This is a genomic window from Vreelandella sp. 2A-K22 (assembly GCF_054065485.1).
Genome location: NZ_JBSUGC010000004.1, coordinates 73,120 through 99,834 on the forward strand (window position 1 = coordinate 73,120; position 26,715 = coordinate 99,834).

30 protein-coding genes are annotated in these 26,715 nt (G+C 53.3%); 2 read left to right on the forward strand and 28 right to left on the reverse strand.

The window, feature by feature from the left end:
- Nucleotides 1-61: 61 nt before the first annotated feature.
- Nucleotides 62-646: a YceI family protein gene (locus ACW17M_RS06595; RefSeq protein ID WP_457547070.1), complete on the reverse strand. Its 585-nt coding sequence runs from the start codon at nt 644-646 to the stop codon at nt 62-64.
- A 108-nt stretch (nt 647-754) separates the two neighbouring features.
- Entirely contained in the window at nt 755-1,312 is a 558-nt protein-coding gene (locus ACW17M_RS06600; RefSeq protein ID WP_022523226.1) for a cytochrome b, read from the reverse strand.
- Between the two features lie 353 nt (nt 1,313-1,665).
- Between ACW17M_RS06600 and ACW17M_RS06605 the strand changes: the two genes are divergently transcribed.
- Nucleotides 1,666-1,944 carry a hypothetical protein gene (locus ACW17M_RS06605; protein ID WP_022523225.1) on the forward strand — a complete coding sequence of 93 codons (279 nt, stop codon included), beginning with the start codon at nt 1,666-1,668 and terminating at the stop codon, nt 1,942-1,944.
- 113 nt (nt 1,945-2,057) lie between these two features.
- On the opposite strand, the gene ACW17M_RS06610 is transcribed toward ACW17M_RS06605, so the two are convergent.
- The 15 genes from ACW17M_RS06610 to leuC all read right to left on the reverse strand — a co-directional run bounded on the left by ACW17M_RS06610 (nt 2,058) and on the right by leuC (nt 19,055).
- Nucleotides 2,058-3,269 carry an O-succinylhomoserine sulfhydrylase gene (locus ACW17M_RS06610; protein WP_009286951.1) on the reverse strand — a complete coding sequence of 404 codons (1,212 nt, stop codon included), beginning with the start codon at nt 3,267-3,269 and terminating at the stop codon, nt 2,058-2,060.
- Between the two features lie 12 nt (nt 3,270-3,281).
- Nucleotides 3,282-4,802, reverse strand: a complete 1,521-nt coding sequence (purF, locus tag ACW17M_RS06615; RefSeq protein WP_009286952.1) for an amidophosphoribosyltransferase — start codon at nt 4,800-4,802, stop codon at nt 3,282-3,284.
- Nucleotides 4,803-4,889: 87 nt separating this feature from the next.
- Nucleotides 4,890-5,465, reverse strand: coding sequence for a CvpA family protein (locus ACW17M_RS06620; RefSeq protein WP_009286953.1), 576 nt, complete (start codon nt 5,463-5,465; stop codon nt 4,890-4,892).
- A gap of 3 nt (nt 5,466-5,468) precedes the next feature.
- Nucleotides 5,469-6,191, reverse strand: a complete 723-nt coding sequence (locus ACW17M_RS06625; RefSeq protein ID WP_041158509.1) for an SPOR domain-containing protein — start codon at nt 6,189-6,191, stop codon at nt 5,469-5,471.
- Nucleotides 6,178-7,536, reverse strand: a complete 1,359-nt coding sequence (gene folC, locus ACW17M_RS06630; protein WP_457547071.1) for a bifunctional tetrahydrofolate synthase/dihydrofolate synthase — start codon at nt 7,534-7,536, stop codon at nt 6,178-6,180. The genes ACW17M_RS06625 and folC overlap by 14 nt, the downstream gene beginning before the upstream one ends.
- A complete protein-coding gene (gene accD / locus ACW17M_RS06635) occupies nt 7,514-8,533 on the reverse strand; it encodes an acetyl-CoA carboxylase, carboxyltransferase subunit beta (RefSeq protein WP_041158510.1) in 1,020 nt (339 codons plus the stop codon). Before accD ends, folC begins: the two co-directional genes overlap by 23 nt.
- A gap of 94 nt (nt 8,534-8,627) precedes the next feature.
- Nucleotides 8,628-9,431, reverse strand: coding sequence for a tryptophan synthase subunit alpha (gene trpA, locus ACW17M_RS06640; protein WP_009286954.1), 804 nt, complete (start codon nt 9,429-9,431; stop codon nt 8,628-8,630).
- A 24-nt stretch (nt 9,432-9,455) separates the two neighbouring features.
- Nucleotides 9,456-10,643: a tryptophan synthase subunit beta gene (gene trpB / locus ACW17M_RS06645; RefSeq protein WP_171051224.1), complete on the reverse strand. Its 1,188-nt coding sequence runs from the start codon at nt 10,641-10,643 to the stop codon at nt 9,456-9,458.
- A gap of 190 nt (nt 10,644-10,833) precedes the next feature.
- Entirely contained in the window at nt 10,834-11,472 is a 639-nt protein-coding gene (locus tag ACW17M_RS06650) for a phosphoribosylanthranilate isomerase (RefSeq protein WP_457547072.1), read from the reverse strand.
- Entirely contained in the window at nt 11,469-12,407 is a 939-nt protein-coding gene (gene truA / locus ACW17M_RS06655; protein ID WP_022523217.1) for a tRNA pseudouridine(38-40) synthase TruA, read from the reverse strand. Before truA ends, ACW17M_RS06650 begins: the two co-directional genes overlap by 4 nt.
- Nucleotides 12,408-12,416: 9 nt before the next feature.
- Nucleotides 12,417-14,261 carry a type IV pilus assembly protein FimV gene (locus tag ACW17M_RS06660; protein ID WP_457547073.1) on the reverse strand — a complete coding sequence of 615 codons (1,845 nt, stop codon included), beginning with the start codon at nt 14,259-14,261 and terminating at the stop codon, nt 12,417-12,419.
- Nucleotides 14,262-14,439: 178 nt separating this feature from the next.
- Nucleotides 14,440-15,552, reverse strand: coding sequence for an aspartate-semialdehyde dehydrogenase (gene asd, locus ACW17M_RS06665; protein WP_141441007.1), 1,113 nt, complete (start codon nt 15,550-15,552; stop codon nt 14,440-14,442).
- Nucleotides 15,553-15,773: 221 nt separating this feature from the next.
- A complete protein-coding gene (gene leuB, locus ACW17M_RS06670; RefSeq protein ID WP_457547074.1) occupies nt 15,774-16,853 on the reverse strand; it encodes a 3-isopropylmalate dehydrogenase in 1,080 nt (359 codons plus the stop codon).
- Nucleotides 16,854-16,952: 99 nt separating this feature from the next.
- Nucleotides 16,953-17,600: a 3-isopropylmalate dehydratase small subunit gene (gene leuD / locus ACW17M_RS06675; protein WP_141441005.1), complete on the reverse strand. Its 648-nt coding sequence runs from the start codon at nt 17,598-17,600 to the stop codon at nt 16,953-16,955.
- Between the two features lie 3 nt (nt 17,601-17,603).
- Nucleotides 17,604-19,055: a 3-isopropylmalate dehydratase large subunit gene (leuC, locus tag ACW17M_RS06680; RefSeq protein ID WP_009286959.1), complete on the reverse strand. Its 1,452-nt coding sequence runs from the start codon at nt 19,053-19,055 to the stop codon at nt 17,604-17,606.
- A gap of 158 nt (nt 19,056-19,213) precedes the next feature.
- On the opposite strand from leuC, the gene ACW17M_RS06685 reads away from it, so the two are divergent.
- Nucleotides 19,214-20,116: a LysR family transcriptional regulator gene (locus ACW17M_RS06685; protein ID WP_022523212.1), complete on the forward strand. Its 903-nt coding sequence runs from the start codon at nt 19,214-19,216 to the stop codon at nt 20,114-20,116.
- Nucleotides 20,117-20,223: 107 nt separating this feature from the next.
- On the opposite strand, the gene ACW17M_RS06690 is transcribed toward ACW17M_RS06685, so the two are convergent.
- The 11 genes from ACW17M_RS06690 to ACW17M_RS06740 all read right to left on the reverse strand — a co-directional run bounded on the left by ACW17M_RS06690 (nt 20,224) and on the right by ACW17M_RS06740 (nt 26,693).
- Nucleotides 20,224-20,769 (reverse strand): macro domain-containing protein, encoded by a 546-nt coding sequence (locus ACW17M_RS06690; protein WP_141441004.1) that lies wholly within the window; start codon nt 20,767-20,769, stop codon nt 20,224-20,226.
- A 158-nt stretch (nt 20,770-20,927) separates the two neighbouring features.
- On the reverse strand, nt 20,928-21,350 hold the full coding sequence (locus tag ACW17M_RS06695) for a GFA family protein (RefSeq protein ID WP_041158516.1): 423 nt from the start codon (nt 21,348-21,350) through the stop codon (nt 20,928-20,930).
- 339 nt (nt 21,351-21,689) lie between these two features.
- Complete coding sequence (locus ACW17M_RS06700) at nt 21,690-22,064, reverse strand: VOC family protein (protein ID WP_041158517.1); 375 nt, start codon at nt 22,062-22,064, stop codon at nt 21,690-21,692.
- Nucleotides 22,065-22,170: 106 nt separating this feature from the next.
- Nucleotides 22,171-22,548, reverse strand: coding sequence for a hypothetical protein (locus tag ACW17M_RS06705; RefSeq protein ID WP_041158518.1), 378 nt, complete (start codon nt 22,546-22,548; stop codon nt 22,171-22,173).
- A gap of 124 nt (nt 22,549-22,672) precedes the next feature.
- Entirely contained in the window at nt 22,673-23,269 is a 597-nt protein-coding gene (locus tag ACW17M_RS06710; RefSeq protein WP_457547075.1) for a GNAT family N-acetyltransferase, read from the reverse strand.
- Nucleotides 23,270-23,425: 156 nt separating this feature from the next.
- A complete protein-coding gene (locus ACW17M_RS06715; protein WP_427770466.1) occupies nt 23,426-23,899 on the reverse strand; it encodes a GNAT family N-acetyltransferase in 474 nt (157 codons plus the stop codon).
- Nucleotides 23,900-24,038: 139 nt separating this feature from the next.
- The gene (locus ACW17M_RS06720) at nt 24,039-24,440 is read right to left on the reverse strand and encodes a PaaI family thioesterase (RefSeq protein WP_190374927.1); all 402 of its coding nucleotides are present in this window, start codon (nt 24,438-24,440) and stop codon (nt 24,039-24,041) included.
- A gap of 72 nt (nt 24,441-24,512) precedes the next feature.
- Nucleotides 24,513-24,998, reverse strand: a complete 486-nt coding sequence (locus ACW17M_RS06725) for a hypothetical protein (RefSeq protein ID WP_457547076.1) — start codon at nt 24,996-24,998, stop codon at nt 24,513-24,515.
- Nucleotides 24,999-25,073: 75 nt separating this feature from the next.
- Complete coding sequence (locus ACW17M_RS06730; RefSeq protein WP_027957494.1) at nt 25,074-25,688, reverse strand: LysE family translocator; 615 nt, start codon at nt 25,686-25,688, stop codon at nt 25,074-25,076.
- 17 nt (nt 25,689-25,705) lie between these two features.
- On the reverse strand, nt 25,706-26,326 hold the full coding sequence (locus tag ACW17M_RS06735; RefSeq protein ID WP_051430463.1) for a SagB/ThcOx family dehydrogenase: 621 nt from the start codon (nt 26,324-26,326) through the stop codon (nt 25,706-25,708).
- 37 nt (nt 26,327-26,363) lie between these two features.
- Nucleotides 26,364-26,693: a DHCW motif cupin fold protein gene (locus tag ACW17M_RS06740; RefSeq protein WP_027957495.1), complete on the reverse strand. Its 330-nt coding sequence runs from the start codon at nt 26,691-26,693 to the stop codon at nt 26,364-26,366.
- Nucleotides 26,694-26,715 lie beyond the last annotated feature (22 nt).

Consider the following 26,715-nt stretch of genomic DNA (forward strand, 5'->3'; position numbering starts at 1 on the left):
CCTTAAACGCAAAAACGCCACCACCCCTAACGGGGTGATGGCGCTTAACTAAGAGTACTCTTTACTGACGAATACCTTCAAACGTGACGTATAGCTCAAGCTCATGCATGGATTCTGGGAAATCGCTCATGTCGATTCCGTAATCGCTCAGAGTCAGCGTGGTGCTGCCTTCGAAACCAGCGCGGTAGTTACCCCAAGGGTCATCACCCTCACCCATCAGTTTAACCGGCATTTCAATCTCTTGAGTTTCGCCATGCAGGGTCAGATCACCGGTCAGCACGCCTTCATCATCCCCCGTTGATTCAAAGCCTGTTGATGTGAAGGTAGCGGTCGGGAATTCGCTGGCGTTGAGGAAATCGCCACTCAGAATATGACGATCACGCTCTGCGTGGTTACTGGTCAGGCTATCCACCTGTACTTCGATTTCAGCAGAAGATGCATCGAGATCTTCAGGATCGTAGGCGAACTGACCTTCAAACTCTTCAAAGCTACCTAGAATATAGGAGAAGCCCAGGTGTGAAATTTTAAACTGAACAAAAGCGTGCTGACCTTCGGTATCAATCTGATAATCAGCTGCCTGCGCTTGGCTCAAAGGTACCAGCGCTACAGCGGCGATCGCGGATGCAAATGCTGTCTTCTTGAACATATTGAATTGCTCCTTGCTTTACTTAATAGGCACCGCGGGCAGTCAATTATCTTACCCGCAGTGTTTAGAAAAACGTGTATACAGACAACGTCATTAACTTGGTGCGTTTTAATTGCCAGCTTGGCTATGCGCTGGGTTTAACATGCGTACCAAGGTTTTATGCCGACCTAACCAATGGTGCTTAACAGCAGCAAGGGCGTGGCCCGCTGCCAGGATCATCAACGCCAGGGCGCTGTACCAGTGTACGGTGCCCGCCTGGCTTGCCTGATTGGGCAAGTCATATAGCAACGCCGGCACCTCAAACCAACCAAACACACTAATACCACGTCCATCAGCAGTAGAAATTAAATAACCGCTCACCATAACGACTATTAGAAGCACATAGAGCGCAATATGACCGAGATGGGCAGCAATAGTTTCTAATCGACTCCCCTCGGCGTAGGGCGTCGGCTGTACGAAGCGCCATACCAAACGCGCAAAGGTAGCAAACAATAGCAAGATGCCAATCGAGCGGTGTACCCACGGCCCCTGATTATACCAAGGGTCATAATAGCCCAGGTCAGTCATCCACCAGCCCAGTGCAAACAGACCAATAATGGCCAGCGCGCTTAGCCAATGAAACAGAATACTAATCAATCCCCAACCGTTGCGACTGTTACGCCACATTGTGCTATTCCTCATTTTATCTATGGCTGCTTCAACTTAGCCAACGCGCTTATCAGATCTTGGATTACGCTATTCGTCCACGCCCAGAACCTTACCGCTAGAAGCTAATAAAAACCGCTGAAAAAAGCAGGATATTTCATTCGTAAAAACCATTGAATAACCAGGTAACAATTTTTACGCAGTTCGTCTTTCTAAAAAGACAAAGCCGATCCATTCTATAAAATCGAACAAAAAAAGCAAATATAACCAATTTTATAATTTTGTTTGCACGCTTACTATTAATGCATGTCCTAAAGGACATCCAGCAATGACCGAAAAACGGTACATAAACTTTCTATTAGAGAGCGCCAATCATGAAAAAAATGACCCTTATCACCGCTATTGCCATGACATTGACTTCTACTGCCGTTCTAGCTGAACAGGGATCTGGCGAGCTTAACCAGATTATTCAGCCTAGCTCTTCAGCGAATTACAGCACTGACAGCGTGCACCTGACACCAGCTGATTTGCCTTTGGTCAACGGCGATGCAAAGAACAACACCGTTGTTGCTCCGAGCTCTCACATCAATCACTCTTCCAGCAATGAAGACCAGGTTGCGCTGTCAGACCTGCCTCACCGCAACGCTTCTTGAAACAAATAAGGGGGCTTTGTTTGCACAGCATATGACCCATTAGGTTTCAAAAGTACGAAAAACCCACCTTCAAAGGTGGGTTTTCGTGACTGTGTAGGATTGCTTAACATCAATTAGCCAGCCAGAACATCCAAGCCACGAGCAAGATCGCGCTGGATATCCTGCTGACTCTCAAGCCCTACCGCCACGCGGATCAGCCCTGGCGCAATACCCGCCGCTTCTTTCTGAGCATCAGACAAACGCCCATGGGTAGTGGTGGCCGGATGAGTAATAGTGGATTTAACGTCACCCAAATTCCCTGTTATCGAAAGCATTCGGGTTGCATCGATCACCTGCCACGCACCCTCTTGTCCTCCTTTCACTTCAAAACCCAGCACCGCGCCAAACCCTTTCTGCTGCTGTTTAGCCAAAGCGTGCTGAGGATGATTCTCCAGGCCGCTATAAAACACATGCTTAACCGCCGAGTGGGCATCCAGCCAACGCGCCAGGGTCAAGGCGTTTTCACAGTGAGCTTTCATACGCAGCGACAGGGTTTCCAGGCCCTTGGTAAAAATCCACGCGTTGAAGGGGCTCAAGCAAGGCCCGCAGGTGCGCACCACGCCGAACACTTCCTCAAGCAGCGCATGACTACCTACCACGGCACCACCAACTGCACGGCCTTGGCCGTCCAAATACTTGGTCGCTGAGTGAATAACCAAGTCAGCACCTAACGCCAAGGGCTGCTGAAGTGCCGGGGTAAGGAAGCAGTTATCTATCGCCAGTAGCGCATCGTGACGTTTTGCCAACGCAGACAGGGCCGAAATATCGGCAATTTCTGACAGTGGATTTGAGGGCGTTTCGGCAAACAGTAGCCGCGTTTTGGGAGTAATCGCCGCTTCCCAGGCAGCAACGCTGGAAAGTTCCACATAGCGCGTGGTAATACCCAGCTTACCTAGATACTTATCGAACAGACTAACCGTCGAGCCAAATAGCGACCGGGAGGCCACAATCTCGTCCCCTGCGGAAAGCAGTGCCAGCGCAGTGGAGAGAATAGCGGACATACCCGAGCTGGTGGCCACACAACGCTCGCCACCTTCAAGGGCCGCCAGGCGGCGCTCAAAGGTATGCACTGTCGGGTTGGTAAAGCGCGAGTAGACGTTGCCCGGCTCCTGCCCACCAAATTTACGCGCCGCTTCTGCAGCGCTTTCGTAGACAAAGCTTGAGGTCGGAAAAATAGGCTCCGAGTGTTCTTGCTCGAAGGTGCGCTGATGGCCCGCACGGATAGCCAGCGTCTCTAATGACCACTCATCCTGGTGACCGTCTTCCTGATGATTATCATCATGCATAAGACTTCTCTCCTAATCGTCCAGGTCATCGTCCTGATTGTGCATATCGACCAGGGCATGATCACCGGCACTTTGATCCTTGGCGGAATCATTACGGCTAGCTTCCAAGGCGGCCAGGTAGGCGTCGTCGATATCACCAGTCACGTAATTGCCGTCAAACACCGAGCAATCAAACTCTTCCATTTCCGGGTTCACTTCGCGGCAGGCCGCTTTTAGATCCTCTAGGTTTTGATAGAAGATACGGTCAGCGCCAATCAAATCCCCTACTTCCTCTTCGCTGCGGCCATGAGCAATCAGCTCAGACGCTGCAGGCATATCGATGCCATACACGTTGGGGAAACGTACCGGGGGCGCCGCCGAGGCAAAATAGACCTTGCGTGCCCCGGCATCGCGGGCCATTTGAATGATCTGCTTACAGGTCGTGCCGCGCACAATGGAGTCGTCCACCAACAAAACGTTTTTGCCTTTAAACTCAACGTCTATCGCATTGAGCTTTTGGCGTACCGATTTTTTACGCTGAGTTTGCCCCGGCATAATAAAGGTACGGCCAATATAGCGGTTCTTCATGAACCCTTCGCGGTAGGTCACCCCGAGGTGCTGCGCCATTTCAAGGGCGGAGGTACGCGACGTATCAGGGATCGGGATGACCACGTCGATATCGTGATCCGGCCACTCGTTGAGAATGCGATCCCCCAGCTTGCGACCCATCTGCATACGGGTGCCGTAAACATAGGCGCCGTCCAACAGTGAATCGGGACGCGCTAGATAAACGTGCTCAAAGATACACGAACGTAGCTCGGGGCGGTCAGCACATACCTGGGTGTGAATATTGCCTTCGATGTCGACAAAGATGGCTTCACCAGGCGATAGGTCACGCTCCAGTTCAAAACCGCCCACATCCAAGGCGACGGATTCGGAGGCGATCATCACCGCCTGCCCGTTCTCCTCTTCGCGGGTACCAAACACCACGGGGCGAATACCGAAGGGGTCACGAAATGCCACCATGCCAAAGCCATTAATAATCGCGACAGCGGCATAACCACCCTTGCAGCGACGGTGAACACGACGCACGGCGTCGAAGATATCTTCCGCTTCCAGGTGCAAACCCTGCTTGCCCAGCTCGTGAGCGAAGACGTTAAGCAGCACTTCAGAATCGGAGCTGGTGTTGATGTGACGCAGATCGGTAGAGAACAGCTCCTGCTTCAACTGCTCAGAGTTGGTCAGGTTACCGTTATGCGCCAGCGCAATGCCGTAAGGAGAGTTAACATAGAACGGCTGTGACTCAGCTTCACTTGAAGAGCCTGCCGTCGGGTAACGCACGTGACCAATGCCTAGGTTACCTTTTAGGCGGGCCATATGACGGGTGTGAAATACATCACGTACCAAGCCGTTACTCTTGCGCAGTAGGAAGCGTCCCTCGCTCCATGTCATCATGCCGGCAGCGTCCTGGCCACGATGCTGAAGTACGGTCAGGGCATCGTAGATTCCCTGATTTACCGCCTGCTTGCCCAGAAGGCCCACTATACCGCACATTCACGTTACCTCGCTTAATGCCATGGCTTACCTAAGTCACATACCTAAGAAAGCCCGAACGTTCGTAGAATCGACTTCAGTAGCAGGTCAATCACCTGCCGGGATAACCTCACGCTCCGTCGCACTAGGCAGACGCAGTTCAGGTAGAGAGATGTCGCGCAGCGACGATGGCGCCTCAGGCAGCTCACGATCCCACTGATCTAACTGGCTCACCGCCCAATCGCGCAGTTGAATAAAGGTCGGTCGCAGCTCGGCTTGTTGCCACGCCTGCAGTTCCGCCAGCGGTGTGAGGGTAATCAGCACGGTAGCAATAAGCAAAATAACCGCCCCACGAGCAACACCAAAAGCCGCCCCTGCCACGCGGTTCAAAAGCCCCATACCTACCCACTCAATCGCCGCATGCACCAAGCGAATGACTATGCCGCAAAGCAAAATAACGGCAAAGATCACCAGTATAAAAGCGAGCACTAGGCGGGCATCAAAGCTATCGATAAACCCACTCATCAGTTCGGCCACCGGTTCGGCGAGGACTCGGGCAACCATTAAGGCAACGACCCAGGCGGCCAACCCCAATGCCTCGCGAACAAATCCCCGGACGAATCCGGCTAGCATTGATAGCGCCAGCACGGCCAAGAACACCGCATCAATCCAGGTTAATGCCATCGTTTAGTCTCTTACCCGAACAAGCAGGCCCTGCACATTGGCCCGCTCTTTAATCGAGGACATGGCAGACTCCCCCTCCTCAGAAGTGGCATAAGGGCCCACAAAGACAGTGGTCATATTGTTATCGCGCTCACGCTGATAAACAGTAAACCCTTCACCCGAAAGCTGCTCGCTAAGGCGCTGCGCATTACCGGGCTCTCCAAAGCTGCCGACTTGCACCGCCCACTCTCCCTGAGCACTTGCTGAGGGGGTGGATGAGCTAGATGAGGAGCTTTGCGATGAACGTTGTGAAGAGCCCTGTGAAGAACCTTCACTGCTGTTTTGACCGCTGCCACTATTGCTGGCAATCAGGTCAGCAATAGGGTCGCTATCGGAGGTCTCCGGCTCTTCATCCGGTTGACTGGATCCCGCCGCCTCGGGACTCGAGGGCGACTGATTAGCAGCAGTAATTTGATCGGTTTCCGGCAACCTCGGATCGACGTCAATAGGCATATCGCCCTCTTCATTACGGGCCGCTGACGATAGAGACGGCTCGCCGATGGTTGAAGGCCTTTCCGGTGCAGGAACGTCACGGCGCTCCACTTCAACGGGCTGCTCGATCACAAAGTTCGGCTGGGGACGTTCTTCCCTTGGTGCGGGGTCGCTCATTAGCCACGGCACAAAGATCGCCAGTAGCGCGAGCAGAATCACAATACCGCTAATGCGTTCCGTTTTACCGTATTTCATTTCCGTCTCCATCAAGCGACGCAGCGCCTGTTGGCAGTGGCCGAGCTAACAGTGCCGCTACTGTAAAGAACGACCCGGTGGCCAAGACACGATCATTGGGCGTTAACATGTTAGCGAGCCAATCGACGCCTGCTTGCGGCGAATCAGCACTAAAATGCACCCGCCCTCCCTGAGCTATAATACGTTGCGACAACTCGCTTGCCTGGCAACCTCGCTCTCCGCTCAACGACACGCACACCCAATCACTAATGCGAGACGCTAACGTCTGTATGACACCGTCAATATCCTTATCATTCAACATGCCAATAAGGCCCCACTGCCGACCACCTTCCGGAGGTTGCGGCAAATGGCGAACGACATACTCGGCAGCATGAGGATTATGACCTACATCCAGGCACCAAGGCCCAATCCATTGCAGCCGCCCCGGCAACTGCACAGAACTCAACGCAGCTTGCACGCGCGCCGCTTCCAACCCAAGCCCTGCAAGCACAAGCGCCTGCAAAGCAGTGGCGGCGTTATCGATAGGCAGCCCCGGCTCGGGAAGCTCGTCAATAACAATGCGTTGACCATCCGGATGCTGCCCCTGCCAGCGCCATTGCGAAGGCTCAGAAGCCATCGTCTGACGGGCAAATTGCTGGCCCAAACAAAACATAGGCGCCGCCAGCACCTGAGCACATTCAGCGACACTGGAAGGTAACGTTTGGCTACCTAGCACGGCGGGACGATTGGCACGAAAAATACCGGCTTTTTCACGCCCAATCTGGGCTAAATCGGTGCCTAAAAAGTTAGCGTGATCCTGAGCAATAGTGGTAACAATGGCCACATCTGCATCAATAATATTGACTGCATCAAGGCGACCACCCAGCCCCACTTCTAGCACCGCAAGATCAAGCTTTGCATTGGCCAAGCACCACAGTCCGCACAGTGTCCCCGCTTCAAAATAGGTCAGGCTGATTTCACTGCCCTGCAATCGTGCCTGCTCAACCCGCTCAAAGCCTTGCACCAGCAGTTGGTCGTCGGCTTCCTGATCATCGATTTTAACGCGTTCGTTGTAGCGCAATAAATGGGGAGAAGTGTAGGTACCCACTCGCCAACCATGGGCACGGGCAACGCTATCAATCATGGCAAGGGTTGAGCCCTTGCCGTTGGTGCCTGCTACCGTAATAACGCGGGGGGCGATGGGGCTTGAAAGCAGCCCCATCCGTTTAGCCACCTGCGAGACCCGCTCCAGGCCCATATCAATCCCTACCGGATGCAGCGTTTCCAAATGCTGGAGCCACTGTTGCAAAGAGTAGAGCGGCAAAGAAGGTGTCTGCAGAGAGTCAGGCATTGCGCGAATGGTCATCACTCTTAACGAAAGTGGTGTCCTTCTTAGGCGCCTCAACTTTCTCGAACGTTACGTCAGCGGTTTCCGCCAAGCTATCTTCCTCAACGATAGGCTCAACGACCTCAGCATCATCAGGATTGGTCGAACTCACCGGCGTTGCGTCGTGGTGGGTTAACTTACGCAGCACACTACCCACGCGGGCACGCATTTCATGACGATGAACGATCATGTCGACGGTACCGTGCTCAAGCAGAAACTCGCTGCGCTGGAACCCTTCTGGCAAGGTTTCACGCACCGTTTGCTCGATGACCCTGGGGCCTGCAAAACCAATCAAGGCATTGGGTTCGGCAATATTCAAGTCACCCAACATGGCTAGTGAGGCTGAAACACCGCCAAAGACGGGATCCGTAAGCACAGAAATATACGGCACACCCGCTTGTTTGAGCTTTTCAAGCGCGGCGGATGTTTTAGCCATCTGCATCAACGAGAAGAGCGCTTCCTGCATACGTGCCCCACCGGAGGCGGCAAAGCACACCAGCGGGATGTTCTCTTCCAGCGCCACGGTAGCGGCGCGAACAAATTTCTCGCCGACCACTGCCCCCATTGAGCCGCCCATAAAGGTGAACTCAAAGGCAACGGCAACGACCGGAAGACCATCCAACTCACCGCGCATAGCGACCAGCGCATCTTTCTCGCCAGTATCTTTTTGCGCCGCAGTCAGGCGGTCTTTGTATTTTTTAGAGTCGCGAAACTTCAACCGATCATTGGGTTCGATTTCCGCCGCGATCTCTTCGCGTTCTGCTTTATCCAAGAACCAGTCCAAGCGTTTGCGTGCCGTCAAGCGCAGGTGGTGATCGCACTTGGGACAGACGCTGTTATGTTTCTCTAGCTCAGGGAGGTAGAGAACCGCTTCGCACTTGGGACATTTACGCCAGAGGCCGTCGGGCACGCTAGCGCGACGGTCTTTACGCTGGATGCGACCCATGGAGGGTACGATCTTGTCTAACCAGCTCATATCAAAAAGGCTTCCGTTATACGTCAACGCCTGGCAGAACCAGGCTCGATGAGTGTCGTGAATCTATTCAGTATAGGCGATAAAGCAATTCGCTTTAGGCATCCATCGCCGTACGCATCTCTGCTAATACACTTTTCAACTGGCCCGCAATGGTTTCCGGCGCATCGACACTTTCAGCGATGCGGTTAACCAAAGCGCTACCTACAATCACACCATCGGCGACTTTAGCTACTTCAGCGGCCGTCACGCCATCGCGGATACCGAAACCAACACATAGCGGTAAATCGGTCATCCCCCGCAGCGGCGCCAAGTGCTCGGCCACATCGTCTGCGTTCAGGGTGGCGGCACCGGTCACGCCTTTCAGCGAAACGTAGTAGAGGTAGCCCTCGCCATGGGCGCATATTGTAGCGGCACGCTGGTTAGAAGTGGTAGGCGCAACCAAAAAAATCGCCGCTAAATCTCGCGATTTCAGCAGCGGCCCAATCTCTTCGGCCTCTTCAGGCGGCATATCCACTATCAGCACACCATCAACGCCCACGCTGGCAGCTTGATCGGCAAAGTTTTCGTAGCCAATTCGCTCAATCGGATTCAAGTAGCCCATCAACACAACCGGTGTGGTGGTATCGGTTTGGCGGAACTCTTTGACCATCTGCATAAGGTCAACCAGCCGCGTGCCCTGCTTTAACGCACGCTCACAGGCTTTTTGAATGACCGGGCCATCCGCCATGGGGTCGGAAAAAGGCACGCCTAGCTCAATCACATCGGCACCTGCTTCCACCAGAGCATGCATAAAACCAACGGTGTACTGAGGTGCTGGATCACCTGCGGTGATGTAAGGGATCAGGGCCTTGCGGCCCTGCTGCTTAAGTTCACTGAAACGCTGATCAATACGGTTCATGCTCGCCCTTAAAAAAAGCTGACCTTAAAATTCGATGCCATCAATCTTAGCAACGGTCATGATGTCTTTGTCGCCACGCCCGGAGAGGTTGACCACGATATGCTGGTCAGGACGCATGGTAGGCGCCAACACCTTGGCATGGGCCAGCGCATGGGCCGACTCAAGGGCCGGCATAATGCCTTCCATGTGGGTCAGTTCGCGAAACGCTTCGAGCACTTCTTTATCGTTAGCGGCCACATAGGAGACCCGACCCACGTCTTTCCAAAGCGCGTGTTCGGGGCCTACGCCAGGATAATCCAGGCCAGCTGAAATGGAGTGCGTATCCGACACCTGCCCGGCTTCATCTGACATTAAGTAGGTGCGATTGCCGTGGAGCACGCCACGCGGCGCATTGGATGCCAGCGGCGCCGCGTGGCGGCCGGTTTCGACGCCATCGCCACCGGCCTCCACGCCATACATGGCCACGTCGTCATCTTCCACAAAGGGGTAGAACAGACCCAAAGCATTAGAGCCACCGCCCACGCAGGCAATCAGCGCATCGGGAAGACGGCCGATCTGCTCCAGCGACTGGCGGCGCGCTTCACGCCCCACCACCGCGTTGAAATCGCGCACCAGCAGCGGATAAGGGTGCGGGCCCGCCACGGTACCGATGATATAGAAGGTGTTGTCAACGTTGGTGACCCAGTCACGCAGCGCTTCGTTCATGGCGTCTTTGAGGGTGCGGGTACCGGACTCTACCGGAATGACCCGAGCGCCCAGTAGGCGCATACGGTAAACGTTAAGCTTTTGGCGCTGTACGTCTTCAGCCCCCATATACACGTCGCACTCAAGCCCTAGGCGAGCAGCAACGGTCGCCGAGGCAACGCCATGCTGGCCCGCCCCGGTTTCAGCGATAATGCGTGGTTTGCCGGTTTTTTTGGCCAGCAGTGCCTGACCAATGGTGTTGTTTACCTTGTGAGCGCCGGTATGATTCAGATCTTCCCGTTTCAACCAAATCTGTGCGCCCCCAAGACTCGCCGACCAGCGTTTGGCGTGGTAGAGCGGCGATGGACGTCCCACATAGTGGGCAAGATCGTAGTCAAACTCGGCCTGAAAGTCGGGGTCATCACGCAGGCTTAAGTACGTTTTCTCCAACTCTTCCAACGCAAAGCTCAGGGTTTCTGACACAAACCGACCGCCGTAAGGGCCAAAATGACCACGGGCATCCGGCATTCGGGTCAGATCGCTGAACTTGGTTTTTGGTGTAGGCGTCGCAGAAACAGTCACAGGGATACCTCACAAGATCGCCAGAGCAGGCAAACAATAAATGAATCGACGTAAACACGTAGCTCGATAAAATACCCATAAGCAATACGCATAAATTACACAAAAACTAGGCTTACATAAACTTATGCGGGGAACGCTAGTGGGTGTCGGCTAACGCCACATGACGCACGAAAGACGCCATTTTGTCAGCATCTTTACAGCCGTGAGAGGCTTCAATACCACCGGACACATCCACTGCATAAGGCGCTACCTGACGCACAGCGTCAGCAATGTTATCAGCACTCAGCCCACCGGCGAGGATAACAGGTTTTGCAAGATTTGCGGGAATTCTAGACCAATCAAAGGTCTCCCCCGTGCCTCCCGGCGTCCCCGGTCGATATGCGTCTAGCAGCAGCGCCTGAGCATGATGATAGCGCTCGGCCTCATGGGTAAGATCTATCTCATCGCGCATGCGTAGCGCTTTCATCCAGGGTAGCGAAAAGCGCTGGCACTCATCGGGCGTTTCATTACCATGAAACTGAAGCATATCGAGATAGGGCAAGCACTGCTCAATGAGCTCAGCAGGCTGGTCGACAAACAGCCCCACGCGGGTCACAAAGGCAGGCACACGGACAGAGAGCGCCACCAGTTGTTCGACATTCACGCTGCGCGCACTTTTTGGCCACATAACGAAACCCAAGGCATCCACGCCCAGCGCCACGGCGAGGTCAATATCCTCATCACGCGTAAAACCACAGAACTTTATTCGGGTGCGGATTTGCGGAGAAGCACTCATGACGACGCCTCCTGTTTAGGGGTAGCTGCCGGGTTACACAACGAGCGATTGCGTCGATAGGCCACCCGTGGCGTATCAGGAAGCTCGCGCTCTCCCGTCCACTCGCCAGTAAATGAGAGCAGATGCGGCCCCAACGGCTCTTTAGGCAGATCAAAGCGCTCATCGTAGACCGAATCGACAAAATGCAGCCCGCAGGCGGGTGCTGTCACATCCCCTTTGCGACGGTTTTTAAGCGCTAAAAGTTCACCAATATAAGCTTCATCCTGGGCACCGCGTCCGACGCTCACCAGCGCCCCGGCAATGTTGCGAATCATGTGGTGTAAGAACGCGTTGCCTTGAATATCGATCATCACCAACTGGCCGTAGCGCTTTACGTCCACAAAGTGCATATGTCGCCAGGGGGTTTTGGACTGACACCCAGCGGCCCGGAAGCTGGAAAAATCGTGCTCGCCTACCAGCGCCTGGGCAGCCCGGTGCATGGCATCGGCGTCTAACGGGTCACGGCACCAGGTCACATTGGCCCGCTCCAATACCGGGCGGCTGATCTGGTTCAGCAGCACGTAGCGGTAGCGGCGCCCCAGGGCGCATAGGCGTGAATGAAAGTCATCGCCCACTGGCTTCACCCAGCGTACAGCAACGTCGCGGGGCAAATGAGTATTAGCGCCAAAGATCCAGGCTTTTTCGGAGCGCCCTACCGGCGGGTCAAAATGGACGATCTGACGGGTCGCATGCACCCCCGAATCGGTGCGCCCACTGGCATTCACCCGGATAGGCTCATTGGCCACCTTGGACAGCGCATCCTCTAACGATGCCTGAACCGATGCAGCATGGTTTAAGCGCTGAAAACCGCAGTAGCGGGTACCATCGTACTCGATACCCATTGCCAAGCGGCCGGTAAGCGGAATTTTTTCATCGAAGTGATAGAACAGCGTCATCAAGCCACATCATTTTGAAGATTTTGAAGGATCGCTATTATCCAGGCCTCGCGGCTTGAATGCTACCTCTTCAATTTCCCATTCCTCTTCAACTGGCCTACGTGGCTGTTTCGCGGGAGGCACCGGTCCGGCATGCGACTCACTGGAGAACTCTACCGTGGGCTGCATGGGGGTTTCGGTACGCAGGCCGCCCTGACTGTTTAAAGTGCTGTTTGAAGTGCTGCTAGAAGTACTGTTTAGAATCGGCGGGTGGTAATCGATAAAGCGATGGTCTGGATCCTCAGCTGTTTCAGAAGGCTTGTCGGTTTGCTGCACATGAGCATTAGCAGCCGCAGGCTCAAAGGCAGGTATACCGGCACGGATAGAAGCTAGCAGTTGGCTCATGTGCATAGAACTCGGCGGCGGTGCTAAAGAGACATTTTGAGAACGGTCAGCGGAAACAGCGTGTAGCTTCAGCCTCCGCTGACGCCCCTGCTCAGCGAGTCCCGATGCCTGACTTTTTTCATAGCGAAGGGGGTCGTCTTGCGATGGCGTCTGCCCTTGATCGTCGACCAGCCACTGATCAGTATCTAATGTCGGCGCGGCGTTAGTGGCAAGAGCATCGTTCTCAGCCTTGGGGTCTACGCGAGGCGAAGCCGCTGGCTTAACCACGGGTTCAGCCAGCGGAATGTCTTCCCAGGCCTCCTCTCGGCGCTTACGTAACCATGCCAATAGCATTAGCAGCAGTGTGATGGCGGCCAAAGCCAACGTCCACTGGTAGCGCTCAATTAAGCCAGCCACACCCGGGCTCTTCGTCTCATCCATGCTAGCAATGAGTGGCGCTGAAGGTGGCTCTTGAGCAGCCAACGTATCGCTTAGCGCCTGCGTTAGGGAGGCAACCTCACCACGCAGCTCATCAAGCTCAGCGCGCATCAGCTCACGCTCTTCGAGAACCTGCTGTAATGTCGTTTGGCTTAGGTGCAGTTGCTCGGTCAGCTCCGAACGCGTTAATGCTGCAGGCTCGTCGACTTCCTCTTCAACCCCAGCTTGGTCGGCAGCTATGGAGGTAGCAGAAACAGGCGTGGCGGCTTCAACCTTCGGTAGCGCCCCTGTTTGCAATGAGCCATTGCGGCGTTGCTGCCAGGCTTCATTCATCGCTTTGATAGCAGCATCGGCATCACCGTGAGAGCGCGCCAGAATGCGTTCAGAATTAGGCACCCGAAGTGTTTGCTCTGCACGCATGTCATTTATATTGCCCGATGGAAAGACCTCAGAGTTGGCCTCCAGCAGCGCCAGCATCATCTGCTGTACGCTCACCTCGTCAGATTTAATACGCTCGGCAACGCTCCATAGGGTATCGCCGCTACCCACATAGGCACTCGATGGCGACGTCGAACTAGGCTGAGCAAGCGGAGACGTGACGACACTGCTTACTGCTGACGAGCTGGGGGCAGCATTTTGAGCAAGCGCTTGATTCTGAGCATAGCCTTGGGGATCAAACAGTAGTGTTATGTCGCGAAACTGCTGCCCGTCTGGCAACTCCACCGTTAACAGCAAATCAAGCCAGGGCTCCTGCATCGTTTTATCAGAGCTTAAGCGTACCTGTCGGCGCCCCTGCTGCTCTTGAATCTGGACGCGCACGCTGGCCGCTAATGGCGTCCATTCAAGGCCTGCTGAGGCAAAGGCTGGAGGCTCGGCAACGCTGATATGAATCTCGTCGAGGGCGTAATCACTGCTTTCGAGCAGAGGGATCGAAGCATCTAAAGGCGCATCCAGATATGAGCTGACACTCGCCTGCCCAAAACCAACGGCCAGCGCAATCGGACTTACTGCACTCAACGAGAGCCATGCAATCCATGTCAGTGATTTTTTCATGAATGTTCCCTGATCACCTACTTACTTTTAACGACTGATACCAAATAACTTTACTAAGCCTTTTTTGTCATAACTTAACGAAATAACGGTGTTATTCCCACTATCAAGATGACTAGCCGAAAAAAACGGGAAGCTGCGAACAGCTTCCCGTTTTCGACTGGCGTACAACAATAAACAATTACTGTTCGCGAAGAATCTTCAACATACGCTTCAGCGGCTCTGCGGCGCCCCACAGCAACTGGTCACCCACGCTAAATGCTGAGAGGTATTCGCCGCCCATTTGCAGTTTACGCAGGCGCCCAACCGGCACTTGCAGCGTGCCAGTGGCAGCCGCAGGCGTTAGACCAGCAATGGTGGCATCTTTGTCATTAGGAATCAGCTTGACCCACTCATTGTGCTTGGCGATGCGATCTTCGATCTCATCCAACGGCACATCATGCTTCAGCTTGATAGTGAACGCCTGGCTGTGCGAGCGCATCGCGCCGATACGCACACACAGGCCATCGATGGGGATCGGGTTGTTGTCGAGCCCGAGAATCTTATTGGTCTCAACGCTGCCCTTCCACTCTTCGCGGCTCTGGCCGTTGTCTAGCTTGGTATCGATCCATGGCAGCAAGCTACCTGCCAGCGGCGCGGCAAAGTTATCGGTCGGGAAGGCACCGCTGCGCATGGCAGCCGTTACTTTACGATCGATATCCAGAATTGCGCTTGACGGATCTTTTAGCTCTTCGCCAACGCTATCGCGCAGCGTACCCATTTGGTTGAGCAACTCGCGCATGTGCTTAGCGCCCGAGCCAGAAGCCGCCTGATAGGTCATGGAGGTCATCCACTCGACCATATCGGCTTCAAACAGACCGCCCAAGCCCATCAACATCAGGCTCACGGTGCAGTTGCCACCGACAAAGGTTTTGGCGCCTTTGGCTAGCTGGTCGTCGATCACCTTGCGGTTAACCGGATCCAGCACAATCGTCGCTTCATCTTCCATACGCAACGTGCTGGCAGCGTCAATCCAGTAGCCTTTCCAGCCTGCGCTGCGCAGATCTTTATAAACCGGCTTGGTGTAATCGCCTCCCTGACAGGTGATAACGACATCCAGCGCCTTGAGCGCTTCAATATCAAAGGCGTCTTTCAGCGGAGGGACGTCTACACCGATGTCGGGGCCGGGCTGACCTACCTGGGAGGTGGTGAAAAACACCGGCTCAATGCCGTTAAAATCACCATCTTCCTGCATGCGCTGCATCAGCACTGAACCCACCATGCCGCGCCATCCCACGAAACCGACTTTCAACATATGAAGTCCTCCTGCAAAGAATGAGTCCTTGTATTATACACACTTCTTTACGGTGATTTTGAAGCCGCACTGAACAGCTAATGTTAATGGCTGAGCAAACAAAGGTGCCGGGGATAGGTCGTAGAGGGGGTCATTTGCCATGGATGGCAAATGTAGCGCCCAGGGAGGGGTTTACAGCGCCCCCTCGTAGACCTATCGCCGGAGTAGCCCGACGACTTTACTCACTGCTTAGCAAACGCCGCTAACACCGCATCGCCCATGGCATCAGTGCCGATGGTCTGCATACCTTCAGAGGCGATATCCGCAGTGCGCAGACCGTCATCCAGCACGCTGCCGACGGCGGCTTCAATACGCTCCGCCATGGCATTTTCACCCAACGAATAACGCAGCATCATGGCTACCGAAAGCATCATGGCCAGTGGGTTAGCTACATTCTGGCCGGCAATATCCGGCGCGCTACCGTGGCATGGCTCGTACATGCCCTGCCCGCTTTCGTTTAGCGAAGCAGAAGGCAGCATACCGATGGAGCCGGTCAGCATAGCGGCAGCGTCGGAAAGAATGTCGCCAAACATATTGCCAGTCACCACCACGTCAAACTGCTTGGGTGCGCGCACCAGCTGCATGGCGGCGTTATCGACGTACATATGGGAAAGCTCAACGTCCGGGTATTCCGGCGCTAAACGCTCCATCACTTCACGCCACAAGATGGTCACTTCCAGCACGTTAGCTTTATCTACTGAGCAAAGTTTCTTGCCACGCTTCTGGGCCATTTCAAAGGCGACGCGGCCAATGCGCTCAATTTCGCTTTCAGAATAAATATAGGTGTTAAAACCGACCCGCTCGCCGTTGCGTACTTCAATGCCACGGGGCTGGCCGAAGTAAATGCCGCCGGTGAGTTCGCGAACGATCATAATATCCAGCCCGGCCACCAGTTCTGGCTTCAGGCTAGAGGCGCTGGCCAACTGCGGGTAGAGCATTGCCGGGCGCAGATTGCCGAACAATCCAAGGTTTTTACGCAGCCCCAGCAGGCCTTTTTCCGGACGCTTGGAGAGATCTTCAATTTTGTCCCACTTGGGGCCACCTACTGCGCCCAACAAAATCGCACTGGCTGCTTTAGCTTTTTCCAGGGTTTCTGCGGGCAGAGGCTCGCCGTGGACATCATAGGCAGAGCCGCCCACCAAGCCCTCTTCTACTTCAATATCCAAGCCCGCTTCCTGGCACGCCTTCAACAAACGTGCCGCCTGGGCGGCAATCTCGGGGCCAATACCGTCACCCGGCAGCAGTAATACCTTATGACTCATGCTGATTCCTTAACATGTTATCGAGCGACTTTGGCCGCTTTGCGCATTGCAATGGGGTTGCAACGCGCTATCAAACTTACTGTGAAAACTGGAAAGCGTTTAGGCAGACTGCCGGAACAACCAGGGGCGCGCAGCTCTATGCTTCTGCTCAAAAGCACGAATGGCGTCTTCGTCTTTTAGCGTCAGACCAATATCGTCCAGCCCTTCCAGCAGGCAGTGTTTGCGGAACTCATCCACTTCAAACTCTAAAATCTCACCGCTCGGGGTAATGACCCGCTGGTTCTCCAAGTCCACATCCAACTGGTAGCCTTCATTGGCATCCACCTCGGCAAACAGGCGATCTATTACGTCTTCTGGGAAGGTAATCAGCAAAATGCCGTTCTTGAACGAGTTGTTGTAGAAGATATCGGCAAAGCTAGGCGCAATCACTACCTTGAAACCGAAATCTTCCAGCGCCCAAGGCGCGTGTTCACGAGAGCTGCCGCAGCCAAAATTGCGCCGAGCAAGTAGCACTTCCGCGCCTTTGAAACGCGACTGGTTCAAGACGAAATCAGGATTCAGCGGGCGCTGTGAGCAGTCCTGCCCCGGCTGGCCTTCATCCAAGTAGCGCAGTTCGTCAAACAGGTTAACGCCAAAGCCGGTGCGCTTGATCGACTTCAAAAACTGCTTAGGGATAATCAAATCGGTATCGACGTTGGCGCGGTCAAGGGGCGCTACCACGCCTTCAAAACGTTCAAATTTTTTCATGGTTTAGGCCTCCTGAGCGTGAGTGGCGTCGTTAGCGGGCAAGCTGCGAACATCAACAAAGTGACCGGCAATCGCTGCTGCCGCTGCCATGGCTGGACTGACCAAGTGCGTGCGGCCACCGTAACCCTGGCGCCCTTCAAAGTTTCGGTTAGAAGTAGAGGCGCAGTGTTCACCGGCACCCAGCTTATCCGCGTTCATGGCCAAACACATGGAGCAGCCCGGCTCGCGCCACTCAAAGCCTGCTTCAATAAAGATCTTATCCAAACCTTCCGCTTCAGCTTGGCGCTTCACCAAGCCAGAACCCGGCACCACCATGGCCAGCTTGATGGAATCAGCTACCTTTTTGCCCTTGGCGACTTTGGCGGCTTCACGTAAATCTTCAATACGCGAGTTGGTGCAGGAGCCAATAAAGATTTTATCCAGCTTGATATCAGTGATTTTCTGATTGGCGTGAAGGCCCATGTACTCTAAGGCACGAGTGTGGCTGCGCTGAACGGTTTCATCCAGCGCAGCGCTGGGATCGGGCACTTGGCCGGAAATACCGGTGACCATTTCCGGGCTGGTGCCCCAGCTCACCTGTGGCTCGATCTCTTCAGCCTGCAAAGTAACCACTTTATCGAACTGCGCATCGTCGTCAGACACCAGATTGCGCCAGTCCGCCACGGCGGCTTCCCACTGCTCTGCTGTAGGCGCGAAAGGACGCTTGGCAAGGTAATCAATCGTGGTGTCGTCAACGGCAATCAAACCTACTCGTGCACCCGCTTCAATAGCCATGTTGCACACGGTCATGCGCCCTTCCATAGAAAGCGAAGCGATCGCGCTACCGGCAAATTCAATGGCATAACCAGTGCCGCCAGCGGTACCGATCTTGCCGATAATCGCCAGCACCACATCTTTTGCTGTTACGCCCAGGCCCAGCTCGCCTTCTACGCGGACCTGCATATTCTTCATTTTCTGCGCCAGCAAGCACTGGGTCGCCATGACGTGCTCGACTTCCGAGGTACCAATACCGTGGGCCAAAGCGCCAAAGGCACCGTGGGTCGCGGTGTGGGAGTCGCCACACACCACGGTCATTCCTGGCAGCGTTGCGCCCTGTTCGGGACCCACTACGTGCACGATGCCCTGGCGCGGGTCGTTGATTTTGAACTCTTCGATGCCGTACTCAAGGCAGTTATCGTCCAGGGTTTGCACCTGAATCAGCGACACCGGGTCTTTAATACCGCTGTTGCCCTCGGCGCGCTCTTTAATGGTCGTCGGCACGTTATGGTCGGGCGTGGCCAAGTTGGCATCCAAACGCCACGGCTTACGATTAGCTAAACGCAGGCCTTCAAACGCTTGAGGCGAGGTCACCTCGTGAAGCAGCTGGCGGTCGATGTAGATCAACGCGGTGCCGTCATCACGCTGTTTAACCAAGTGCTGATTCCAGAGTTTGTCGTAAAGGGTTTGACCTGACATGTGGCTCTCCTGGGCGGTGCCCTGCTAGTTCGGTAACGCAGCCTCTTCGTGCTGCTTATATGTCGATAGCACAAGTGTTACGCGACTCGCGCATAAAAGCAATTCATGTTATTCATAGATTAGATTCCAAACAGGAATGCTTAATCAAGGATTCGTAAGTGGATACCCAAAGCCTACAAGCCTTTCTGGCTGTCGCCGATACGCAAAGTTTCTCTCGCGCGGCGGAGCAGCTTTATCTTACCCAGCCCGCCGTTAGCAAACGCATCGCTACCTTGGAGTCTCAGGTAGGTGCACGGCTGTTTGACCGCATTGGTCGGCGTATTGCGCTAACCGAAGCCGGTAATGTCTTACTGCCCCAAGCGAGGCGCATCCTGTTTACCGTTGAGGACAGCCGCCGGGCACTAGCCAACCTGTCTGGCCAAGTGGGTGGCAAGCTTACCCTGGCCACCAGCCACCATATTGGCCTGCACCGCTTACCACCACTATTAAAGCGGTACACCCAGCGCCATCCGGAAGTCGAACTCGACCTGCACTTTCTGGATTCTGAGCAGGCTTACCTGGGGGTGCTGGATGGCACTCTGGAAATGGCGGTGGTGACTCTCGCCCCCCACCCTCATGAACAACTGCAGGTCGTAGAGCTCTGGCGTGATCGGCTCTGTTTTACCTGTGCGATTGACCACCCACTTGCCAACCAAGACCCGGCACCTCAAAGCCTTCGGTCATTGGCCGACCTGTGTGAATTCAACTGCGTAATGCCGGGGGCGAAGACCTTTACAGGGTCACTTATTGCGAAACGTTTTAACGAAGCTGGTCTTCAATTGCCTGTAAGCATGGCGACCAACTATTTAGAAACGCTAAAAATGATGTGCAGCGTAGGATTAGGCTGGAGCCTGCTGCCGGAAAAGATGATCGACAGCGAACTGGTAGAGCTAAAGGTAGACACCCCGCCTATTTACCGACCGCTGGGCTATTTGGTGCATACCAATCGAACGCTTTCTAATGCAGCGCGCCGAATGATTGAGGAGCTGGAGAATACGCGGCGTGATAGTGCTATAAAATAAGCTCAAGTGCACCCGCGGCAGCGCAGCGGTGCTAAAGCTGCCCCCTACTAAGCAGCAGCCTCCACTCAGCTCTCATGCATGCGTCAGCTAAACAATTGGCGCTACAGCTAGTCTACTGGATCAATGGTTAAGCGTTGAGCCAGAGCTTGGTGGAGGGTATGCCGAGCTGCTTCGTCGAACAGCACAAAGCGGATCAGGCGCACTTTATGCAAGCTGGGCAGTATGGCTTCGAGGGTAGCCGCACACACCTGAGCGGCTTCTTCCACCGGGTAGCCGAAAGCGCCGGTAGACAGTGCCGGGAAAGCCAGCCGCTCAATACCGTGCTCATCGGCCAGTTTCAGCGCATTGCGGTAACAGTCCGCCAGCAGTTGATCCTCCGGCTTGTCGACGCCGTATACCGGGCCCAGGCAGTGAATCACCCAGCGGTTGGGCAGATTATGACCGCCGGTGAGTACCGCTTGGCCCGGGTTGATGGGCGCCATTGACTGCCCCTCTTCGGCCAGGCCGGGCCCAGCAGCGCGATGAAGCGCCCCGGCAACGCCCCCACCGGTTCTCAATTGTGCATTGGCGGCATTGACCACGGCATCTACATCGGGTTGTTGAGCGATATCGCCCACCACGCACTGCACGCTGATTCTGCTCTTGTCGCTCATAAGCTCCTCCGACTATTACCAGGCATTACGTAGCGGCCGCTGATGAAGGCTCTCCTTGCCAAGTGCTGCCGGTTATAACCCTCATTTTGGCAAACCCAAGCTCCAGTTCAAGCCAGCATTAGTAAGAGAGCGGAATTGGCGCACCATGAACTGAGCTTCTACTGCTCCCCAAATTGGGCAAACACTTCTTCCCCGGTCAGCTGCTTGGTTTTTTCTGCGAGTGAATAGTAAGTGGGCTTTTGGTCGATAAATATCTGTTCGCTTATTTTCCAATCATCCGCGCCATCAAGAAGCCCAACGGGAAGCGCGTAATGCCCACCCTGCTTTAAGCGATAGAAGAGGTGGGTGCCACACTGTTGGCAGAACCCACGCTCAGCCCATTCTGAGGAACTGAAGGTAGTTATATGCTCCGAGCCGTTAAAATCCACATCACCGGCAAACTCCACCGCAAACAGCGGCCCCCCACCCCACTTTCTGCACATCGAGCAGTGACAAACGCCGACATGGTTGCTTTTGGTGGTAACGGTGACGCTGACAATCCCGCAAAGACAAGCCCCATGAAGCTCTGTGTTGGTTACCATGTGTCTCTCCTTCAGTTCTGATCGTGTTTAACCGTCAAAAGCCAAAATAGCTACAAGGTTTCTTAGCAACACCCACCAAGATAGCTCAAAATTAGACTCTCCATTTAAGGTATGGGCGCGGCAGATAGTTTGTTGGATCGATGGTTAAACGTTGAACCAGGGCTTGGTGGAGGGGATATCGGCCCGCTTCGATGCCCAGAGCCCTGCCAGCGCAGAAATCGTTCTGTACATCCACGGTGATCGTCGCATCCTGTGAGCAAAGTTTTTCCGCACTACATATAATCACCTCCTTTTAGCTTGTCGGCGTTGCAACATCGTTACTAAATAGTGCTGCAGGTATCAACCTCCCAACGGACGATCTTGACCGAACATGATTCGGTGCCCCTCTGGCGTTGCCACACCAAACTCACGCAGTCCCCAAGGCTTATCAGCTATTGCCTGGAAAATCTCAGCGCCACTCTGCTGATAATCACGATATATCTCGTCTATGCCCTCACAGTTTACATATGCGAAGTACGAGTGCTCATGCGTATCACGGGCAGGAAGTTCGTCCGGGCAGTACCCCAACATAACGTGAAAGCTACCAAGGCTAAGGAACGACCAGCCATCTACACGGAAACGGACAGAAAATCCGAGTTTGTCGAGAAAGTAACTCTCGGTCTTCTCAAGATCGTTAACCGCCAGCACATGTTGGGTTGCTTTTACCTCAAACACTTACGACTCCTTTTACCCATATGGATACTTATAATGCCAAGCACTGCGGCGCGAGTTTAGAAGCGTTCGGAGGCTGTAAGCCATGTGCTGCTTCGTTTTGTTATGATCAAAAGGTAGTATCCGCAACGGCATACATTTTCCATCCATCGGCCGTCTTGGTGAAAGCATAGAACCCATGAACACTCTCAATTTTCGAACCATCTTTTTTGCATCTGACAGCAGAGGCAACTGCATGAGCTTCACTATCATTGACAGCTGTCACCTCAAACTTCCAGTCGACAGAATGATCCCAACCCTTTTCCTTTTTAAGGCTTTTGGGATCTATCGGATAGGAATCACACATTGTCACCGAGCCATTTTTAATATATGCGATTGGATATTTGACCATTTTATCGATCAACGTTACGTCGTTGCTCTTAAATCCAGCAACATAGTATTCCATGTAAGTTTTATGCACTTCAGACCGTAACTCTTCGAACGACATACCACCTCCTCAACACGTACCATAACACTTGAATAAACGGATCCAGTCATGCTTGTATGGCGTTTAAGCATGCATATAGCGACACTACAAAGCCTTGATCGACTAAGCCACGACGCTTTCCTCACTACGCACGGGGTCGGCTTAACAGATAGTCGAGATGCGCACGCACCTCTGGCCATTCGCCCTTGTGCAGGCTATACATCACCGTATCGCGAATAGTACCGTCTCGGCGCAGCACGTTGCCACGGATCACGCCGTCCTTTTTCGCGCCTAGGCGCTCAATTGCACGCTGACTGGCAAAATTGAAGTTGTCAGTACGCCAGCCGACTACATTACAGCCCAGCGTCTCAAAAGCGTGTGTCAATAGCAGCAGCTTGCAAGTGGTGTTGACATGCGTGTGCTGCACTCGCTTGGCGTACCACGTGTAGCCAATTTCCACTCTTTTTACGTCAGGCAAAATATCATGGTAACTCGTAGAGCCAAGCACCGTACCACTGGCCTCTTCAATGACGGTAAAGGCAAAGCGGTGGCCTTCCTCTCGGGCTTTCAAAGCGGTATCAATATAGCGGTGCGTCTCGTCAGGCGCTGGTACCGATGTAATGCGCAGGTTCCATAGCTCCCCGTCCGCTGCGGCAGCGCGCAGACCAGCTTCGTGGTTGAGTGTAAGCGGCACGATTTTTACGCCGCGCGCAGAGAGGGTGACGGGTTCAATAAAGGCCATATGTGTACTCAAATATCTTCTGTAGGCGGTCAAGGGAGAAGCTTAACGATGAGCGTAAACAGCTGGATTTAAAGCAGCCAGGACGCATTGACGTGTTTATTAACCATAGAGGCCAAACATTGAGAGGCCTTAAAGAACCCTCGTTTGCTTGTAGGATTACAGCTTGAGTTTCATTCCTTCGTGAGACGCTACAAAGCCGAAGCCCTCATAAAAGCGTAATGCATCCGGCCTCAACTTGTCAGTTGTGAGCTGAACCAGAACACACCCTCTTTCTTTAGCGCGATTTATGGCCCACTCAAACATAGCGCGACCAATTCCAGATGACCGGATTTCCTTGGATACGCGAACGCCCTCTATCAGAGCTCGCCATCCCCCCTGGTAGGTTAGATATGGAATGAAGGTAATTTGAAGCACGCCCACAATATGACGACCTGTAACTGCAACTACCAACTCATTGTTAGGATCAGCATCGATAGCTTCGAAGGCCATATGATAGGAACGAGACAGAGGATTTGAAGGATCTTCACGCTTTAGACCAAGGCTATCATCGGCGAGCATCTGAACGATAGCTTGCAGATCGTGGTGGGTGGCCACGCGAAACGAAACGCTTTTCTCTAGAGTCTCGCACATCTCAATTCCTCCTTTGAATGGCTAGGGCGAAGTGCAAGGGCAACCTGCAATGTGCAGTTTTTTTGTGCACAGCTAGGAGCACAGCGACCACACAAAAAATGTGCATGTTGTAAGCTGACCTTCGAAATGAATGGTTAGATTACAACGCACCGGTCTTGCTTATGGTTCCAAGAGAAACCGCAACCAGCTTCTCCTCGCCATTTCCTTGCGAGTATACTTTACACTCACAAGTAGACTGGTGCTTACCTGAGTATAAAACTGTAGATCTAGCAACCAACCGATCTCCGACAGCAGGCCGGACATAGTTTACTTTGTATTCTGAGGTAACGCAGCTTCCTAGTACTGACGCGCCAGCAAAGGTGATGCAGTTATCAGCCAAATAGCTAACGATACCACCATGCGCAAAACCGTTGTTTTGCTTAAACTCTTCTCTCATTTTAAGGCTTATTTCAGCAAAGCCAGTTTCAAATACTTCCAAGTTTGCACCCAACAGCAAGCTGAAGGGCTGCTGGGATAGAATTTCTTTCCCTTTTTCTAACATGCTGGCCAATTTGGTGCTCCTTAATTTCGCACACTGAACATTTTATACCCATGACCACAGCGTATTATTCATTCATAGCAATGAAGAGCAATTCTTCCGCGCCAGTATTTTTAATAATTCATCTGCACCTTTATTTGTTCTAATCGTATAGGTGGCAATATCTCTTCCTACTGAGCTCAAGGTTAGATCATCTTTAAACCCAAACACCTCATCATACTTAAAAGACCAATAAAGCGATGAAAAATTAAGCTTATCTCGAATAGCTACTCGATAGACTCTTAGCCAACGTGGCGGCTTCATACATACAAGAACGGTAGCTCTAGATGCTCTATCCGAATAGGTTCTGGAGTTTCCTCCTTCAATGATCCATTGATGTTTTGATGCCCAGGACCTTACTGTGCAATCAATTTCAGAGTTTGGCCGAAGCTTCCCCTTCTCGTCATGAACGGCCTCATCAACACAATAAACAGCTATGTCAAGAACTCTCGACAGTCTAAGAGCCAACCTGGATTTACCTGAGCCAGGGCCTCCGAAGATCATTATTCGTGTCGCGCTCATCCCTTCTCTCTTTGTACCTAGCGCTGAATTAAACCGAACTGCTTTGCGGCATCGGTTTAAATGAATTATTAAACCTTACCGCTCAGTCAGAGCGAGCTGTAAGCCTAATCCCGCGAACGCCGCTGAGAAGCTTCTGCGCAACCAATTCTGAATCTTCGGTGACTCAATAACGGCTGCTCTAAACGCATGGGCAAGCTGCCCGTAGATGACGAAGACAACAAATGTCATCGCCATGAAAATAGCGCTCAGCCCGAACAATTGTCCTAATGATGACTGGGCGTCAGTTGCAACGAACTGCGGCAAGAAGGCCAAGAAGAAAATGGTCAGCTTGGGGTTGAGGATATTCAGCAGAAACGCCTTGCTCATAAGCGAAACGGCATCGCCCTTTCGCTTCACCTCATGAACAGAGAAAGCGCTTCGATCACGCCAAGTAACAACGGCAAGGTAAAGAAGATACGCGACACCCGCATACTTGAGTACCTGAAATGCTATCGCGCTCGTATGCATGATGGCCGCCAGGCCCAGAACAGTAGCCAGCAGGTGCGGCACAATACCAAGTGTACAGCCGAGAGAAGCATAGAGACTTGCCAGACGCCCATACATTAAGCCAATGGAAACGGTAAAGATAACACCTGTGCCTGGAATAAGTACGACAACCAACGAGGTAAGCAAGAATTCAGCAGAGAACATGAATGACGGCTCCTCTATCAGGCACGCCGCTGCCCAATGCAAAGCAACGCAGTAGGGTCCAAGTCCGCAGGCAATCTCAATACTTCTTTCACCCTTGGATCGTCGAAACCTGCCACTAGAACACAACCAACTCCGAGAGCAGTGCTCTGAAGGTGGACATTTTGTGCTAGAGCACCAGTTTCCATATATACATAGCGAGCGCCGCGCGCTCCCTGGGGTGGCTGAGCTTCAAAGTGCTGAATTGCCTCTCCCAGTTTCGCGGCAACTCCGATGATGAGAGCCGCTTCTTTCAACCATGGTTGATCGCCAATCCCTAGCGCTTGCACTGCCCCTTCCGGAACACGGTTCCCAATTAACTTTAACGAATGGTTATCAGCCTGATACTCATAGATACCGGGCTCAAGTTCCGATACCCGTTGCACCAAAATTTTTAGGTGCAGCGGGTATAATCCACCTGCCGATGGCGTTGCTCTTTTTTTATCCAGCCCTGTTACGCCCTGGGCCGACCAAAGCAATTGAGACAAAACACCGATAGGGAGCGGTGCATTCGTGTACTCCCTCACGCTGCGCCGAGCCGCAATACTGCCAACCAATGACTTGGAGCCTTGCTGTTCTGGTGCAGGTAAGTCGAAGACCATACGTTTACTCCCTATCCATAACAGTGATTATGCGATGCTAATCGACGACGAACAACGTAGCCCCCTGCTCCGTCGAAGAACGATGAAGTTCAGCATTGTCGGCAACTTGATAGCTCGAACCAGGCGTGAGAACAAAACAACGACCATCGTCTAGCTCAGTATGAAGCTCACCTTCGAGGCAGAGCAATATGTGCCCTTTAGCACACCAATGATCCGCCAGATAGCCAGGACTGTACTCAACCATACGAACCCGGATATCCCCGAAATTTCGAGTCTTCCAATAAGCAACACCGTATTCTCCGGAGTGCTCAGTCCTCTCAACTTCAGACCAATCCGTGACCCCGAAAGATAAATCTGTAATGTTCAAGTTACTTCTCCATCAGCACATA